Source organism: Photobacterium lipolyticum (genome assembly GCF_003026475.1).
Classification (GTDB): Bacteria; Pseudomonadota; Gammaproteobacteria; order Enterobacterales; family Vibrionaceae; genus Photobacterium; species Photobacterium lipolyticum.
On record NZ_PYMC01000009.1, the window covers coordinates 163444 to 180507 of the forward strand.

General features: G+C 48.0%; 13 protein-coding genes. 11 read left to right on the forward strand and 2 right to left on the reverse strand.

Features of this window, described 5'->3' with window-relative positions; translation table 11 throughout:
- Positions 1-3: 3 nt before the first annotated feature.
- Positions 4-978: a ParB/RepB/Spo0J family partition protein gene (locus C9I89_RS13985; protein WP_107283952.1), complete on the reverse strand. Its 975-nt coding sequence runs from the start codon at positions 976-978 to the stop codon at positions 4-6.
- Between the two features lie 8 nt (positions 979-986).
- Positions 987-2201, reverse strand: coding sequence for an AAA family ATPase (locus C9I89_RS13990; RefSeq protein WP_107283953.1), 1215 nt, complete (start codon positions 2199-2201; stop codon positions 987-989).
- A gap of 1308 nt (positions 2202-3509) precedes the next feature.
- Between C9I89_RS13990 and C9I89_RS13995 the strand changes: the two genes are divergently transcribed.
- From C9I89_RS13995 to dhaK, 11 genes are all read left to right on the forward strand, one after another.
- Positions 3510-5510: a replication initiator protein RctB domain-containing protein gene (locus C9I89_RS13995; protein WP_107283954.1), complete on the forward strand. Its 2001-nt coding sequence runs from the start codon at positions 3510-3512 to the stop codon at positions 5508-5510.
- A gap of 261 nt (positions 5511-5771) precedes the next feature.
- Positions 5772-8066 carry a patatin-like phospholipase family protein gene (locus tag C9I89_RS14000; RefSeq protein WP_107283955.1) on the forward strand — a complete coding sequence of 765 codons (2295 nt, stop codon included), beginning with the start codon at positions 5772-5774 and terminating at the stop codon, positions 8064-8066.
- 336 nt (positions 8067-8402) lie between these two features.
- Positions 8403-9857: a Fe-S cluster assembly protein SufB gene (sufB, locus tag C9I89_RS14005; protein ID WP_107283956.1), complete on the forward strand. Its 1455-nt coding sequence runs from the start codon at positions 8403-8405 to the stop codon at positions 9855-9857.
- A gap of 67 nt (positions 9858-9924) precedes the next feature.
- Positions 9925-10668, forward strand: coding sequence for a Fe-S cluster assembly ATPase SufC (gene sufC / locus C9I89_RS14010; protein ID WP_107283957.1), 744 nt, complete (start codon positions 9925-9927; stop codon positions 10666-10668).
- Between the two features lie 60 nt (positions 10669-10728).
- Positions 10729-12096 carry a Fe-S cluster assembly protein SufD gene (gene sufD / locus C9I89_RS14015; protein WP_107283958.1) on the forward strand — a complete coding sequence of 456 codons (1368 nt, stop codon included), beginning with the start codon at positions 10729-10731 and terminating at the stop codon, positions 12094-12096.
- A gap of 15 nt (positions 12097-12111) precedes the next feature.
- Entirely contained in the window at positions 12112-13395 is a 1284-nt protein-coding gene (locus C9I89_RS14020; RefSeq protein WP_107283959.1) for a cysteine desulfurase, read from the forward strand.
- Positions 13396-13401: 6 nt separating this feature from the next.
- Positions 13402-13863: a Fe-S cluster assembly sulfur transfer protein SufU gene (sufU, locus tag C9I89_RS14025; RefSeq protein ID WP_107283960.1), complete on the forward strand. Its 462-nt coding sequence runs from the start codon at positions 13402-13404 to the stop codon at positions 13861-13863.
- A gap of 16 nt (positions 13864-13879) precedes the next feature.
- Positions 13880-14434 (forward strand): putative Fe-S cluster assembly protein SufT, encoded by a 555-nt coding sequence (gene sufT / locus C9I89_RS14030; protein WP_107283961.1) that lies wholly within the window; start codon positions 13880-13882, stop codon positions 14432-14434.
- A 57-nt stretch (positions 14435-14491) separates the two neighbouring features.
- The gene (locus C9I89_RS14035; RefSeq protein WP_107283962.1) at positions 14492-14815 is read left to right on the forward strand and encodes a Rieske (2Fe-2S) protein; all 324 of its coding nucleotides are present in this window, start codon (positions 14492-14494) and stop codon (positions 14813-14815) included.
- Between the two features lie 414 nt (positions 14816-15229).
- Complete coding sequence (locus C9I89_RS14040; RefSeq protein ID WP_107283963.1) at positions 15230-15967, forward strand: MIP/aquaporin family protein; 738 nt, start codon at positions 15230-15232, stop codon at positions 15965-15967.
- 28 nt (positions 15968-15995) lie between these two features.
- A complete protein-coding gene (gene dhaK / locus C9I89_RS14045; protein WP_107283964.1) occupies positions 15996-17063 on the forward strand; it encodes a dihydroxyacetone kinase subunit DhaK in 1068 nt (355 codons plus the stop codon).
- Position 17064: the final 1 nt, after the last annotated feature.

Consider the following 17064-nt stretch of genomic DNA (forward strand, 5'->3'; position numbering starts at 1 on the left):
GAACTATTTCAGGTAATCACTCAGATAAGCAAGGATCTCATCAACTTGCTTTTCAGTCATCTTCTTGAGCTTCAATTGCAACTTGTCACCGTCACGGGTATATATCGCTTTCCCTTTAACCAGCTCCTGTGCTTTAAGCTTTTCAACCAGCACTTTAGGCTGAAGAGCTTCGCCCATTTGCTCAAGTTTCATCGTTACTTCACGGGTAATACGCGTAATACCCTGCACATTGATCTGTTGCCATAAAGGACTGTCAACGGATGTCAGCTGCTCAATCAATTGTTGTTGATCCGGCTTTTGCAACGCAAAATAAATACGATGCAGTTTCACAATCGTCGGACGGCCTAATTCACCAACACTCGGGTAGGCCATCAGCAACTCCATTGGCAAAGTAGCCGCTTTCAATGCCCCGCTCACCAGTGCTTCACTGCACTGGCAATATTTAGCTAATTCCTTTTGATCTGCGACCTTGCCACTGGCAAGCAATTCTTGCATCTCTTTACCACGTTCATATAAAGACAGTGGTTTATGGGCATTCGCGACATCAGACAGGAACTTGGCATGTTCACTATTAATGCCCTTCGCGACATAAACTAAGAAGTCTTTACTTGCCAGAATACAAGACATGCGACGACGGCTACCGTCTAGGACTTCAATTCGGCCATCGTCAAGCCAGCGCCCCACCGCAGGATATTGCTGGCCACGATCTTTCAACGTCGTCAGAATATCAGCGAGCGCATGCTCGTTTAAAAAAGCTTGCTCACGGGCATTTTCAGAAAAAACCTGGGTTTTGTCTTTAACCTCAGCCGCATTAATTTTGACTAATTCAAACGCAACGGTGCCTTCGCCGGCAACCGCAAGCTCAATCACAGCGGCTTTATCACGTGCTGCCGTTTGTGCTTCAGTCGCGTTGGTTGCACGACGCTTATCCGCTTTACCAAACAGACGAGCATTGAGATCTTTGGTTTTAATTGTCATCCGTCCTTTTACTCCTCGTTTAAGTTGGCCCAGTGACTATGCATCACTCGCTCTAATTCGAGACCAACTCGTTGAATTGCATCCTGCGCTGTAGACAAGGTCTTCTTGCCACCTTCAAACTCAGCAGCAGTCAGATCAAAGACAGTACTGTAGGTATCGGCACAGGTTTCAAAAGCCCGGCTACGTGGAACGGTTGCCATCATAACCTGCTCACGCAGCAAGTAATTCATTTCTGTTAATACAGAAACTTGCTTCTTGTTATCATCTTCGAACATGGTTGGCATCAGACGAATAAATTCGAGCCCGTGCCATTCTTCCGGAAACATTTCATATACGGTCGGTAAATGCTGGAAGAAGTTTACCGTTGATGCCCAATCAAGACGCTTAGCAGCACATGGAATGAGCAGCGCATTTGAGGCATACATCGCGTTCCAGACCAGTGGATCAATGTGCGGCCCCGTATCAATCATGATGACATCAAACTCATCGGCGATGGGGTCAATCATCCGCTCTTTAAGCAGACGAACAATATCCAGATCTTGGTTAACGGCTAAATCTTGCCATGCGTCAGCATTAAACATCGCATCTTCAGGGAAGGCGGCAATGGTTTTCAAATTAGGATACTGGGTTGGCATCACAACGTTATTCATCAGGAAATCTTTATTCATTTCCTCACCTTCCGGCACATTACCCAGCATCACATCGACAGCAGAATAAATGGTATCTTGCTCGCCTACACTGATCAGCGGGTTAAGGAATAAACGCAGAGAGCCTTGTGGATCGAGGTCAATTAAGCAAATACGATAACGCTTATCGAGATCAAGCGCTAAACATGCCGCCAGATGTACCGCCGTCATTGATTTACCTGTGCCGCCTTTTTGGTTCTGGACATTAACAATCCATGGCTTACGGCCAGCCCCCTCACGCTCGTAAAAGGCTGGCTTTTTCGCCGCCTTCATCAATTCATGTGCTTCATCTAGCGTAATAGAATAATGGTTGGCATTATTTTTTGTAAATTGATGGCCCGTCGCTTCCATACGAGAAATCGCATCATCCAATTTACGACGCGTTAAGCCTGAACGAGTTTCCATCAATGCTTTTGACATTGGGGGAAAATGTTCATCACGACGCTCTTCTAATACGATTTCGATACGGTCAGCTTGTACCTGTTTAGTCTGCTCTGCAATATTGAGCAAATTTTGAATCGTCTGTTCCCTATTCATTATTATTGTTCGCCATGATTATTGATGGCTCTATTGTACAGCAAAATCAAGCAGTAACAATAAAAAGCTGAACATCTCGATGTGATGTTAATCGCAAGTAAAAAACAGGACAATGAAGTAAAACATACGCATTATCGTGAAGTTCCCTTTACCTTGGCGTTTAATTTGCCACGCAAAACTACAACACATTTCAACTGTTACAGCGTCACCATTTTACAATGTAAATTGGTCTGATTTGCTGGAATATACTCTATTACTCCGGAAGCGTGAAAAAATCAGCAAAAATTACGGCGCTTGTCATTTCAATTAAAAAACACTGAACAATGACGATTATATCCGCAGCATCATCGTTCAAGTCGATCACTTAGGGCGAAATCAGGTTGAAATCGGCTTTCCATACGAAAACCAGTGAAGTAAGATCCTGATAAGAATCATCTGAACAAAATTCATCCAAAACGACTTGATCATTGTTCCGCCATTTACTCCGCTGTCTGAAACAATGATCAAGAGAACAATCGCTAGGTATACATACAAGATAACCGTTGCCATCCGCCAGGAAAGATCGGAAATATGATCAAGAAGGAGCCGTCTCTTTGTCGATCTTATGATCCTGTTCGGAAGCATGCTAACTAGCCGCCAATTTACGGAGAATGTAGATTCTACCTGGCTTTATCTGACCGATTAACACCACACATCACAACGAGAACCCACAAAGGTAGAGCTTTTCATCATATTGAAATACACAATACAGGCCATGATCATCGCTCCGACAACGGACAAATGAAAAATAACCACTCAGCTACGGCCGATGTCATTTCAACTATGCTCAAAAATACACCAGGCAGAGAAAATAGCCTCTGAAGATAATGAAATTACCCTTCTATGATCATTTTTCCGGGCCGAAAACAACAAGTACATTCCTGAAATCACAAAACCGCATTACCAGCTGTGGATAACTCAGTGGGTAAGCTGTAAAAGTTTCTTGATCATCGTTACAGGATGCTATTGATCATTGTTTCGTCTTGCTAATGATCATCTTTCCAAACACCTTATGATCATGCTTTCACTTTGATGTTGATCAGCGTTCCGAACATCCCATGATCATCGTTCCCTTTTGGGTACATTTAATCTCTTTTTAAATCATATTCTTACAAAGATATTTCCGCCCGGATCATTAGATCACTACATCATATAGATCACTAATAATCATAAAGATCAGTATTTATATCTTTAAATAAAAAGATCTTTATTTATTGATCTTTTTCGATTAATCTTTCGGAAAAATGATGCTTCTACGGCTAATGGCAAATGAAACCGGCTCGAACTAGCAATAAAAACAATATCGAGAAAATCCTAATTCCAGCACCAAGATCCCATAAAGACGGGCACTTGTTTGCGATCCCACCAGCACTCGTGGACTGGTTACCTCAGTATCAGCACTTCAAAGGCGTAACCAGAAGCGTTATTGAATTGCTGAATCTGATTTCGCTACGTGGTTTATCGACTAAGGATGGGATCGTATCGACGACAGAGCTTGTCGAAGCGACAGAAGGTCAACTCACCCGTGCTGCTATCCAACAGCGCCTGAGAGCTGCTGTGACGGTCGGATTATTTAGCCAGCAGCCAGTCCGGTTTGAAGAAGGCCTGGCGGGTAAAACCATGCTGCATCATTTTATCAATCCAGCATTACTGGTTTCACAGCTTGGTACGGGCAGCCTGCTTTCAGAGCAGAGCAAGGAAAAAGAGAAGCAGAAACGTTCGAAGGCCTTGGCACAAAATCATGTAAATCGCCGCCTGCTGAATGAATACGGCTTGGGTACCCCCCCAAGCATGCCGGACGAAGCGGATCAAATTGTTGTTTCGCCAACCAGCTGGGCCGGGATCATTGATCAGGCATTAGCGCCGCCACGAACGAAAAAAAGTTATCAGAAAGCCATGGTTGCAATCAGCGGCTCTAAAGCGATCATCGAAACACGATCGTCGAAAGCAATCATGACCGTTGATGATCTGATGACCCTTTTTGCCCTGTTTACCCTCACCGTTCAGTATCACGACCATCATCTGTCGGATTATGAGATCCAGTCGCGTACCATGGGTAATAAAACCCCGGTGTATATCACGGATATCCTGGCTTTGCGTGGTAAAAAAGATAGCGGCCCGGCTCGTGATTCGATCCGTGAGAGTATTGATCGAATCGAATTCACCGATTTTCAGCTGCATGAATTAACCGGGCGCTGGTTAAGTGAAAATATGCCTGAAGGTTTTAAAAGTGATCGCTTCCGATTCCTGGCGCGCACCATTACCGCATCCGAAGAAGCCCCACAGGAAGGGGATGACGGAGAGATCCGGATCAAGCCAAACTTGTATATTCTGGTTTGGGAGCCGTCATTCTTCGATGAACTGTTAACCCGTGATTATTTCTTCTTGTTTCCGCCTGAGATCCTGCGTCAGCATTCGTTAGTGTTCCAGCTGTACACATTCTTCCGTACCCGTATGTCGCGTCGGGTGAACGATTCGATGTTATTGAGCGAGTTGAATCAGAAACTTGGACGAAATATTGAATGGCGCCGTTTTTCATCCGATTTGATCCGCGAGCTGCGTAAGTTGGCGGAAGATAAGATCACCGATGAGATCTTTGCCGTTAATCTGTGGGGCTACCATCTGACGATCACACCGGAAGACATCAACAAGCGTTACTGCGATTATCAAATCGATATCAAATGCGATGCCGATGAAGTGATCCGATACTCCCGGGCAAAAACCACCAATGAAGGTAAGCGGAACATGGCGCCGACGATGCCTAACCCGTTGCGTAACGAGATCATGCCTAAACAGCAGCTTGATCAGCTTTCCGCGATCATTGATGGCGAGTTCGAACCGATCCAGCGTAAAGCAAGCCGTCCGAAGGGACGTTTAGGGCGTCGGGTTAAGCTGAGAAAGCATCTGGTTGAGATAAACGCAGACGAATTGACGATAGTCTTATCTAAATATACTTCGTCAGAAGCGCTACAACGCAGTATAACGGCTTTATCGGCTATGACCGGGCACTCAGTAACAACAATCACTGAAGAGTGCCACAGCTTCTTAGAGAAGCTTGATTGGCTCCATGTCGCCGGTGAAGTTGTCTCGTATGAAACGCTGAGTAAAACCGTCGAGTTATACAACAGCAGACAAGATGATCGTCATCTGTCGATTGAGCGCCTGATCTCCGGGCTTGCCGTACGCCGTAAGGTATGCAAGTTGGTCCATGAAGGTCACATCAATGAACAGGTCCTATCTGCCCTTGATGATGTTGCTCGTGGTATATAAATAGCACTATTGGTGCTGTTTACAGTGTAAATCTTTTGACCATAGCGGTTAAAAAGTAAAAAAGGAGAAACAGACCGTTTTCTCCTTTTTTATATCTCTCCTCGTTAAATATTCTCTATCTCTCTTAAATAACTTTAATTTCCGCTGAGCTGTCCCTTCTTTAGTACAATTCCATATAAGTTATTTTTCACGTTTACATTCGGTCCATCGTCATCATCAATGGTTGGGCGGGGAGTATCTGTGGGCGCATAAGGAAGCTTTATGTCATTGTTTGATCGGTATCGTATGGGAACCTGCCTATTGCTTATTGCTGTTCTGTGCCAGAGTGCGTGGGCGCAACCGGAACCTGAAATGAAAGCGCAACCGGAGCGAAAAAAAATTGGTCTGGTGCTCAGTGGGGGAGGGGCCAAAGGTGCCGCCCATATCGGGGTACTTGAAGTACTTGAGTCCAATAGGATCCCCGTCGATATCGTCACAGGTACCAGTATGGGCGCTTATGTCGGCGGTATGTACGCCATGGGCTTATCGGCAGAAGAAGTGAAGGGGCGAACGATCTCTGCTGACTGGCAAAGCGGTTATGAAGACAGGGTGGGGCGTAATGATCTGACGCTGCGCCGCAAGCAGCAGGGTGATGATTACCCGGTGCATACCGATATAGGGGTGTCACTTAAAGGTGAGTTTCGTGTCAGGCCGGGAGCCTTTCAGGGGCAGGGAATGGCGGTGTTACTCCGTTCGCTGACTGAGAACCTGCCCGCTTTAGCTTCCTTTGATCAGCTGGCCATCCCCTACCGAAGTGTCGCAACGGATATCGAACAGGTTAAACCGGTAGTGGTCGATTCTGGTCATCTGGCAACCGCCATGCAAGCTTCTATGACGGTGCCCGGCGCGCTGAAGCCCGTTCGCTGGCATGACAAACTGCTGGTTGATGGCGGGGTGGTGAACAACATGCCGGTCGATGTGGCGCATAGCCTCGGGGCGGAAGTCATTATTGCTGTCGATTTGCGAGATGGTTTGCTCAGTGAAGAGGAGTTAAACAACGCCCTGAATATTGTGGCTCAGCTGACCACCTACATGACCAACTCCAGCGCAGACAGCCAAAAGGCATTGATGCGGCCCGGGGATGTGTACTTACAGCCCGATGTCTCTTTTATGATGGCGCCGGATTTCGACCAAATGGGTCAAGCTTACCATGCCGGACGCAATGCAGCGTTAAAGGCATTGCCTGAACTGCTGCGGTATCAGTTGTCGGAGCCTGCCTATGATGCATACGTCAAAGAAAAACTGAACCGCCGCAGTCAGCTCTCAACCAGTCAGGCTTATTACATCGATGCTATTGACATCGAAAACCGGACCTTATCATCGGACCTGGCTTTAATTGCGTTGCTCGATCTAGACGTTGGCCGGGTGGTTTCAAATGAAGAATTGGAACAAGCCGTTAATCGTCTGCATGCTCAGGATATTTTTTCCCGCATCACGTACGTGATTGAGCAGCAGGAGGATGCCAATATTTTACATCTGGATGTTAGTGAAAAATCCTGGGGACCGGGTTACCTGAATTTTAAGTTTGCTCTTGAAGACGATTTTGCCAACCGCTCAGAATTTTCCTTCGGGGCTCAGTATCTCTATACCGATTTGACGGATCGAGGCGGGGAGTGGAAGTTTGAATGGCTGATTGGTAGCTGGAAAGAAGTGAAAACGGAGTTCTATTTTCCATTAGATCACCGGCAAAACTATTTCACCGCTTTTGGGGTTGGATGGAATAGTGAAATTCGTACATTTAATACGATTGATGATCCGCGTTTAGCATCTGAAATTGGTGCCAGTTCTTTGAACGTCGATGTGGAATATAAGCAGGTCAGTGCGTTTGCTGAAACCGGCTGGAATGCCAAACCCTGGAGTGCGCTGAAATTTGGGTTCCGGGGGCAGTCAGGGGATGTCTCCCTGCTACTTGACGATGCCCAAGAAGACTATGACGCTTATGGACCGTATCTGGCGTATACCCATGATAACTTAGACAGCTATTATTTCCCGAGCTCAGGCTGGCTGCTTAAGACGGAGCTGGGCTACAGCCTCACGAGCAGTACATTCATCGACGACAGCGGCGATGATGAAACCTATTATTACAGCGCCCGCGCCATGAAGCCATTTTCTTACGAGCGCCATACCGTTGTTGCAATGGCCAAAGCGGCAGGATCCGACTCTAATGAATTAATTCCGATTTATATCCAGGATCTGGGGGGCTTGTTTAACCTTTCGGGCTATCACCGCTACGAGCTTAATGGCCGCTACAGTGCATTCGGCGGGTTGGTTTACCGTTATCGGTTACTTGATAATGACTTTGGTGCCTTCTCTTCCCCGGTATTCATCGGTGGCTCGTTAGAGCGGGGGGGAGTCTGGAATAGTGATTCGGAAGTGAGCTGGGAGAGTTCTATCAGTGCCGCCACTGTCTATATCGGGATCGATTCGCTATTGGGGCCGCTGTATTTGGGATACGGCCAGGCAGAAGGCGGGAAAAGCTCGTTCTATCTGTCTCTGGGGGGCAGTGGATTTGACTAACTCACTCATTGACGAAGACAACGAGCCGTTGACGGCTCGCTTTTTTTGCCCGCTATACCGATTGGTATTACTCTCCGCTCGAGTTCACTGAATCAGGACTATAATAGTCCCATATAGGTTATAAGCTGGCCATTCAGCCAGCATCATTAGTTTTTATTCTTTGTTAGCCATGCTCTTAATAGAACCATAATTCATCCAATGGCTGCTTTGATTAAACGCCAATGAATTCTCGCTGAACTCTGCATCTTGAACTGGTTTGGATATACACCCGGGCTTGAGTCCGAACGTTTGTGATCACCGAGATATCATCGGACAGGGGGCAGGTAAGGAGGAGGGATGGCAAGGCGTACTAAACCGATAGATGAGTTTGTTAATGAAGAATATCCTCATGGTTTTGTGACTGACATTGACGAGGAAAGCTTACCGCCGGGGTTAAATGAAGATGTTATCCGTTATATTTCGGCCAAAAAAAATGAGCCGGACTTTATGCTGGAGTGGCGGTTAAAGGCCTACCGGCACTGGCTGAAGATGACGGTGCCGACATGGTCTAAGTTGGATTATCCCCCGATAGATCCCAATGCTATCAGCTATTTTTCTGCGCCTAAATCATTTTCTGAGGGGCCGCAAAGTCTGGCGGATGTCGATCCGAAATTACTGGAAACCTATGAGAAACTGGGTATTCCGCTGCATGAAAGAGCGATGCTCGCCGGGGTAAAAGGGGCGGTTGATGCGGTTTTCGATAGCGTCTCTGTGGCGACGACCTATAAGGAGCAACTTGCCGACGTCGGGGTGATCTTCGGTTCCATTTCCGACGCTATCCAAAACCATCCTGATCTGATTAAGAAATACCTGGGAACGGTGGTTCCTTATACCGATAATTTTTATGCGGCACTAAATGCGGCGGTGTTTAGTGACGGCTCTTTCTGTTATATCCCCAAAGGCGTGCGTTGTCCGATCGAGTTGTCGACCTATTTCCGGATCAATGCCGCCAAGGCCGGGCAGTTTGAGCGGACCTTGATCATCGCTGAAGATGACAGTTATGTGAGCTATCTGGAGGGGTGTACCGCGCCGATGCGGGATGAACATCAGTTACATGCCGCCGTCGTCGAACTCATCGCGCTCGACCGTGCCGAAATCAAATATTCCACCGTACAAAACTGGTATCCGGGTGATAAAGATGGCAAGGGAGGGATTTATAATTTTGTCACCAAGCGGGGATTATGTCGGGGTCAGCATTCGAAAATATCCTGGACCCAGGTGGAAACAGGATCGGCAATAACCTGGAAATACCCCAGTGTGATATTGCTGGGGGACGGCTCGCAGGGTGAATTTTCATCGGTTGCCTTAACCAATCATTACCAGCAGGCCGATACCGGCACCAAAATGATCCATTTAGGCAAAAATACCTCAAGTACCATTCTCTCCAAGGGGATCTCCGCCGGTCAGGGCTCCAATGCGTATCGCGGTTTAGTCAAGGTTGGCCCGAACGCGTGCAATGCGCGCAATTACAGTCAGTGTGATTCGTTATTGCTCGGGGATCGCTGTAGCGCGCATACCTTTCCCTATATTGAAGTGAAGCACCCGTCTGCGGTAGTGGAGCATGAGGCGACGACATCAAAAATCAATGAGGAGCAACTTTTTTACTGTATGCAGCGGGGGATTTCCTCTGAAGCCGCCGTGTCGATGATCATCAATGGTTTTTGTAAAGACGTGTTCAGAAAATTGCCGATGGAATTTGCAGTAGAGGCACAGGCCCTGATGGAAGTGAGCCTGGAAGGCGCAGTAGGTTAAATGCAGTGTGGGTAAATAAACGGGGCTAACGGGTTGCCGGTAGCGAGCGGTCAGGAGGTATGAAGGCATGTTACATATTAGCAATCTGCATGTCAGCGTCGATGATAACAGCATTCTCAAAGGCCTGAACCTGGATGTTAAGGCGGGTGAAGTGCATGCCATTATGGGACCCAACGGTTCAGGTAAAAGTACCCTGGCAAATGTGTTAGCGGGTAACGAATCTTACATTGTCACGGCTGGCGAGGTGCAATTTAAGGGGCAGGATTTACTTTCGCTTGCCGTAGACGAGCGAGCGTGTGAAGGGCTGTTCCTGGCCTTTCAGTATCCGACCGAGATCCCCGGCGTGAGCAATATTCAGTTTCTTAAAACGGCGGTTAACAGCAAGCGAAAATACCACCAGCTTGATGAACTCGATACTATCGACTTTTTACAGCAGGTCAAAGCGAAGCTCGCTCAGGTGGGTATGGATGAAAGCCTGATCTACCGGGCCGTGAATGAAGGATTTTCCGGCGGTGAGAAGAAACATAATGAGATTTTACAGCTGCTGGTGTTAGAGCCATCGCTGGCTATTTTGGATGAAACCGACTCCGGGTTAGATATCGATGCCCTGAAGGTTGTTGCCGAAGGGGTGAATTCTTTTCGTAACCAAGAGCGGGCAATCATTGTCGTGACCCATTACCAACGATTGCTGAATTTTATTCAGCCAGATTTTGTTCATATCATGATGGACGGCAAGCTGGTTCGAACCGGCGGTCCGGAGCTGGCATTAATGCTGGAAGAGAAAGGCTACGGCGATTGGGTGACAGGCTGATCTGTCTGATGAAATTAGCCGCTAGCAGAGGGCGTTTTAGTTGTTCTTCCGGAGGCGATAATGAATGCAGCGGAGCGATTTTGTAAAGCCTATCACCAGAGGTGGCTAGCATCGGGGGAAACCGACGGAGCTCACTGGATGAAGCAATTGCGCGATGATGCCTTTGCAAGCTTTACCGCTCAGGGGCTACCGGGCTCACGGGAAGAAAACTGGAAATATACCCGGTTAAATAAGATTGAAAAGCCGGAGTATGGTTTTTGGGGGCAATCGGGTTTTTCCGGTCAATTAACAACACCACTTTCGGCTATTCAGCCCGGCGGGCGGACATTGCTTTCTGGTGTTAACCGATTGGTGTTTGTTAACGGCAAATATCAGCACGCGTTGTCTGAATGGGGCCCGTTGCCAGAAGGCCTTATCCTGTGCCGCTTGTCAGAGGCGATGAACACCTATCCGGATGTGTTGCGGCCTCATTTAGGTAACATTGCGGATAGTTCTGCTCATCCTTTTGCGGCGCTCAATACCATGTTCATGGACGATGGCATCTTTTTAAAGGTGCCACAAAACAGCCGCATGTCCGCGCCGATCTATTGTCTGTTTATCACTGTCGGCACCGAGCGGCCGATGATCAGTTTTCCCCGTTTGCTGGTGGTTCTGGAGCAACAGTCAGAAGTCAGCCTGATTGAACATTATCTGAATGTGGAAAGCCTGGCTAATACGCAAAATCAAAATCACAGCCATGATTTTATTAATGCTGTGACCGAAATAGAACTGGGTCCCGGTTCACGGCTACAGCACTATACATTACAGACCGCTGCCACCGGCGAGAGCCATGTTCATGGTTTGCATGTGAATCAGCAGCGCGCCAGCCAGTTCTGTTCTCATCACGTAACACTGGGCGGGGCGCTGACAAGAAATGATATCCAGATCCGATTAACCGATGAACAAGCGGAGTGCTGTCTTAATGGGGCTTATTGTTCTGATGGCGTTCAGCATGTGGATTATCACACCCGGATAGATCATCTGGCCCCGAATTGTCGCAGCCAGGAGTTATATAAAGGTGTCGTACAAGGGAAGTCCCGGGCCGTCTTTCATGGTGATATTGTCGTTCATCGGGATGCGCAACAATCTGACGCCCAGTTGGTTAATAAAAACCTGCTGCTGTCGCAAGAGGCGGAAGTGGATACTAAGCCTGAGCTGCAGATTTATGCCGACGATGTGAAATGCAGTCACGGTGCGGCGGTCGGACAGTTGGATCCGATGGCACTGTTCTATTTACGCTCACGAGGGATCCCACCGGAGCAGGCGAAAACGCTGCTGGTGACGGCTTTTATTGATGAAATACAACAGACGATTGCAACGACGGCGGCTCAGCAGTTATTCCGGCCATGGATGCAGGCTAAATTGAATGCCCTGATGGGATCATCGTGAAAAGGAGAAGCGCTTATGTCAAATCACGATAGGCAGCCATTGCAAGATTCAGTATCCGGGCAAGAGCAAGGTGCGCTCGTCGATATTGACTGGCACGCCGTGCGTGATGACTTTCCACTGTTAGGCCGGACGTTTTACGGCAAGGAGCTGGTTTATCTGGATAACGCCGCAACGACCCAAAAGCCGAACTCCGTCATCAATGCCATTGAGCACTATTATCGTTTTGACAACGCCAATGTTCATCGGGGTATTTATGCGCTAAGTGAGCAGGCTACCCGGGCTTATGAAGCCTGCCGCGACAAAATCCAGCATTTTATTCATGCCGCTAACCGGGAAGAGATTATCTTTGTTCGCGGCACCACCGAAGCGATTAATCTTGTCGCCCAAAGTTATTTAAGACCGAGGCTGAAGGCGGGAGATGAAATTCTGATCAGCACCATGGAGCATCACTCGAATATTGTTCCCTGGCAGATCCTGGCGGAGCAAACCGGTGCAAAATTAGCTGTTATTCCGATCACCGACTCGGGTGAAATCAGGCTGGATGACTACCAGAAGATGCTCAATCAGCGTACGCGGCTGGTGGCGGTGACACATGTATCGAACGTCCTGGGTACGATCAATCCTGTGCAGCAAATGATCGCAATGGCTCACGCAAAGGATATTCCGTTTTTGGTTGATGGGGCTCAGGCCGCCGCAAAATTGTCAGTCGATGTGCAGGCACTGGATTGTGATTTCTACGCGTTTTCATCACATAAACTCTACGGTCCGACAGGAGCCGGGGTGTTGTATGGCAAACAGTTACTGCTTGAATCAATGCCTCCTTATCAAGGGGGAGGTGAAATGATCAGCCAGGTCACTTTTGAAAAAACCGAATATAAAGCACCGCCTTACAAGTTTGAGGCGGGTACCCCCAATATTGCAGGTGTGATCGGTATGGGGGCCGCAATCGATTATGTCTTAGCTCTTGGCCTGACTAATATTATTCGGCGTGATCAGCAGTTGCTGCGCTATGCCAGACAAGCCCTGCAGTCCGTTAAAGGGCTGCACATTATCGGTAACGCTCCGAACAAGACGAGCATTATCTCCTTTGTGCTGGATGATGTGCATCCCCATGATATCAGCACGGTTCTGGATGTCGAAGGGGTGGCCATCCGGGCCGGACATCATTGTGCCATGCCTCTGATGCAACGTTTTCATCTCCCGGCGACCGCCAGAGCCTCTTTAGCTTTTTATAACAATGAACAGGACATTGATCGCCTGGTATTCGCGATACAGAAAGTCAGGGACATGTGGGGGTGACAGGTTATGGATGAGATATTGCGAGAGTTATATCAGGCATTGATCCTCGATCACGGCCGGCACCCGAGAAACTATAAAAAAATCGAACACTACACCCATTGTCAGGAAGGCTATAACCTGGTGTGCGGTGATCGCGTGATGCTGTATCTCAGGGTAGAAGATGACAGGGTTGTCGATGCCAGCTTTGAAGGAGAGGGGTGTGCGATCTCGATGGCCTCTGCTTCACTGATGACCGAGCAGGTTAAGGGTAAAACGCTTGATCAGACGCTGCAGCTCTTTGACGCCTTTCATCACCAAGTGACAGATAAGGATCTTGATGAAGATATGTCAGGCCGCTTAGGTAAGTTAACCGTGTTTGGCGGTGTCAGAGAATTTCCCGGTCGGATCAAGTGCGCCACTTTAGCCTGGCATACCCTGAAAGGCTGCCTTGAGGATCCGGATCACAGGCAAGCGGTCACAACGGAATGATTAGGGTCCCCTAACTATGCATAAAGATTTTGAAGTGGTCACAGTGTTGCGTGATTGCGACGCCATTGTCATTCCTTCAGGCATGCCGGTAACCTTGCCGGAACACTGTCGGGTGGTCATCATTCAGGAGCTGGGCGGGAGTTTTACCGTTAATGAAAACGGGCGGCTGTTACGGATAGCGGAAAAAGATGCCGATGCGTTAGGAAAAGAAGTTGTGTTATCAGCCCCGCAGAAGCGTGAAACGGACACCTCTTCCGAGGTGGATCTCAGTTTGGTTACGGACCAGCTTAAAACTTGCTATGATCCTGAAATACCGGTCAATATTGTCGACCTTGGCTTGATTTATACCCTTGATCGCAGCCTGCTAATCGACGGGCGACAGAGGGTGAGTATCACCATGACCCTGACCGCTTTCGGCTGCGGGATGGGGCCGGTTCTTGTCGAAGATATCCGGGAAAAAATACTGCGCGTACCGGGTGTCGATCTGGTTGATGTCAGAATCGTTTATGATCCTCCCTGGAACGTCGACATGATGTCAGATGCGGCTAAATTAGCGTTAGGAATGCTGTAACGGCATCAGATTTTGGGGCTAATCGCGTCATGCTGATATCAAAGCGGAGAGAAAATAATGACAACGTGGATGGATGCCATTGCGGTGAACGAGCTTCCTGCCGGAGAGAGTACCGCCGTTGAACTGGGGAATACCGAGCTTCTTCTGGTGAACGCCGATGGTCATTTCTATGCGGTAGAAAATGTCTGCAGTCATGATGGTGAAGCGTTAGCCGGAGGAGAAATCGACGGTGAGGAAATTATCTGTCCCAGGCATGGGGCCCGTTTCTGTCTGAAAACCGGGCAAGTGCTGTGCGCGCCGGCGTATGAAGATATTAAAACATACCCGGTCAGGATCACGGGTAATCGTGTACAGGTTTCAGTTGAATGTGATCGGGACTGAAAACCCGCAGTGGCCAGAGGCATTTCACAAGATCCTGAGTAGGATCTTGCCCATGCTGGATTCAAGCAATAAGTGCAACAAACCCGCCAGACCCTCTTTCACCTAAGCATTACCAACATTTTTTGTGAGCCAAGTTTCAAATTTGCTAATAAATACACCGAAATTAGTGCCGTTTTTCTTGATTCCCCACGTTCTCCCAGTCAGAGAGCAAGCCAAAAAGCATGCTTAAGCTCAAGCATATTCAGCTTGAGCCCAATTGATGTTTCATTGTGAAACATTGGACGGATCGAAGTGGTTCCATTTTGAAACAAAGCGGGCTGGGTAACACCTCTTATCTTGCTGACATACCATCAGTTTCGACTTTACAGACAAATATATAAATACATATTAATCAAAACACATGAGGTGTAACTGATGAACGTTTTTGTTGCTGAACTCTTTGGAACGTTTTTGCTCGTGCTACTAGGTTGTGGTGTGGTGGCAAACGTCGTGCTAAAGGGCAGTAAGGCGGAAAATTCCGGCTGGATAGTAATTTCCCTAGGTTGGGGGTTTGGTGTCGGTATTGCCGTTTATGCTGCCGGTTGGGTAAGTGGCGCACACTTAAATCCCGCGGTGACATTAGGTTTTTGGGCGATTGGTGGCATAAGTGCCCAAATGGCCATGGTATATATAATTGCACAGTGTATCGGTGCATTTTTAGGTGCAATAGTTCTATGGCTGGCGTACAAACAACACTTCGACGAGACAGCCGATCCCGGTTTGGTTCTGGCCGCATTTTCAACCGGTGCTGCTATCCGAAACACCAAATGGAACATTATTTCAGAAGCTATTAGTACCGCAGTATTGATGATCGGGATCTTGGCGATTTTCACCGCGAATAACGGAATTGGTGCCGGATTTGGTCCATATGCTGTCGCTATTTTGGTATGTACTATAGGTCTGTGTCTGGGTGGGAATACAGGCTACGCCGTCAATCCGGCTCGCGATTTGATGCCACGTATCGCCCACGCATTATTACCCATTAAAAACAAAGGTAACTCTGACTGGGGCTACGCTCTCGTGCCTGTGGTTGGACCGATAATAGGGGCAGTACTTGGCGCACTGCTCTGGAATAATTTGCTGTTACCCGTTTTCACCCAACAAATAAGCTGACTCTACGCAGAATCATAAGGATAGAACGATGAAAAAAATGATTAATAAAGTCGATAACGTAGTTAAAGAGCAACTTCAAGGTATTGCCAAGGCTCACCCTGAACTCGACGTAAGCTTAGATCCTATGTATATCGTGCGACGAGAGCACCAAAAGACCAAGGTAGCCCTTATCTCGGGTGGCGGTAGCGGCCATGAGCCGATGCACGGCGGTTTTGTGGGTAAAGGTATGTTAGATGGTGCATGCCCCGGTGAGATGTTCACCTCTCCAACCCCCGATCAAATGTACGAATGTGGTCAAAAGGTCGATTCTGGTGAAGGCGTTCTGTTTCTTGTCAAAAATTACACCGGTGACGTATTGAACTTTGAAACCGCGGTTGAGCTTCTTCACGGTGACGGTATCAAAGTACAGGCAACCCTGATTGATGATGATGTCGCAGTGAAAGACAGCTTGTATACGGCAGGACGTCGCGGAGTTGCAACCACCGTGCTGGCTGAGAAAATTCTCGGAGCAGCGGCCGAAGAAGGCTACAACCTGGATAAAATCAGCGGGCTGGCTAAACGTATTGCCAACCGCGGACGTTCGTTTGGTGTTGCACTTTCCGCTTGTACCGTTCCGGCGGCGGGTAAACCAAGTTTTGAGCTGGATGACAGCGAAATTGAGTTTGGTGTTGGGATCCACGGCGAACCGGGTATTGAGCGCCGGGCCTTTACGGATGGCGACACGATCACCAGCGATATGATGAACGAGATCTTAGATAATACTCCATATCAACGTATCGTTCGCCGTTGGGACAATGATGCCGGTGAATGGCAAGACGAATCCTGGGTCACCGAATCGCTCCAGTCTGGCGATAAAGTTATTGTGTTAGTGAACAACCTCGGGGCAACGCCACAATCTGAGCTTTATATGGTATATCGCAAAGTTGCAGAACTACTGGAGCTGCAAGATATTAAAATCGAGCGCAACCTTATTGGCAGCTATTGCACGTCATTAGATATGCAGGGCGTTTCTATCACAGTGCTAAAAGTCGATGATGAGATGCTATCTCTGTACGATATGCCCGTTAATACACCGGCAATGCGCTGGGGCTGCTAAG

Bases quoted from the DNA above. Each gene is read 5' to 3' on its own strand.
- C9I89_RS13985 (WP_107283952.1), bottom strand. From the start codon at position 978: ATGACAATTAAAACCAAAGATCTCAATGCTCGTCTGTTTGGTAAAGCG.
- C9I89_RS13990 (WP_107283953.1), bottom strand. From the start codon at position 2,201: ATGAATAGGGAACAGACGATTCAAAATTTGCTCAATATTGCAGAGCAG.
- C9I89_RS13995 (WP_107283954.1), top strand. From the start codon at position 3,510: ATGAAACCGGCTCGAACTAGCAATAAAAACAATATCGAGAAAATCCTA.
- C9I89_RS14000 (WP_107283955.1), top strand. From the start codon at position 5,772: ATGTCATTGTTTGATCGGTATCGTATGGGAACCTGCCTATTGCTTATT.
- sufB (WP_107283956.1), top strand. From the start codon at position 8,403: ATGGCAAGGCGTACTAAACCGATAGATGAGTTTGTTAATGAAGAATAT.
- sufC (WP_107283957.1), top strand. From the start codon at position 9,925: ATGTTACATATTAGCAATCTGCATGTCAGCGTCGATGATAACAGCATT.
- sufD (WP_107283958.1), top strand. From the start codon at position 10,729: ATGAATGCAGCGGAGCGATTTTGTAAAGCCTATCACCAGAGGTGGCTA.
- C9I89_RS14020 (WP_107283959.1), top strand. From the start codon at position 12,112: ATGTCAAATCACGATAGGCAGCCATTGCAAGATTCAGTATCCGGGCAA.
- sufU (WP_107283960.1), top strand. From the start codon at position 13,402: ATGGATGAGATATTGCGAGAGTTATATCAGGCATTGATCCTCGATCAC.
- sufT (WP_107283961.1), top strand. From the start codon at position 13,880: ATGCATAAAGATTTTGAAGTGGTCACAGTGTTGCGTGATTGCGACGCC.
- C9I89_RS14035 (WP_107283962.1), top strand. From the start codon at position 14,492: ATGACAACGTGGATGGATGCCATTGCGGTGAACGAGCTTCCTGCCGGA.
- C9I89_RS14040 (WP_107283963.1), top strand. From the start codon at position 15,230: ATGAACGTTTTTGTTGCTGAACTCTTTGGAACGTTTTTGCTCGTGCTA.
- dhaK (WP_107283964.1), top strand. From the start codon at position 15,996: ATGAAAAAAATGATTAATAAAGTCGATAACGTAGTTAAAGAGCAACTT.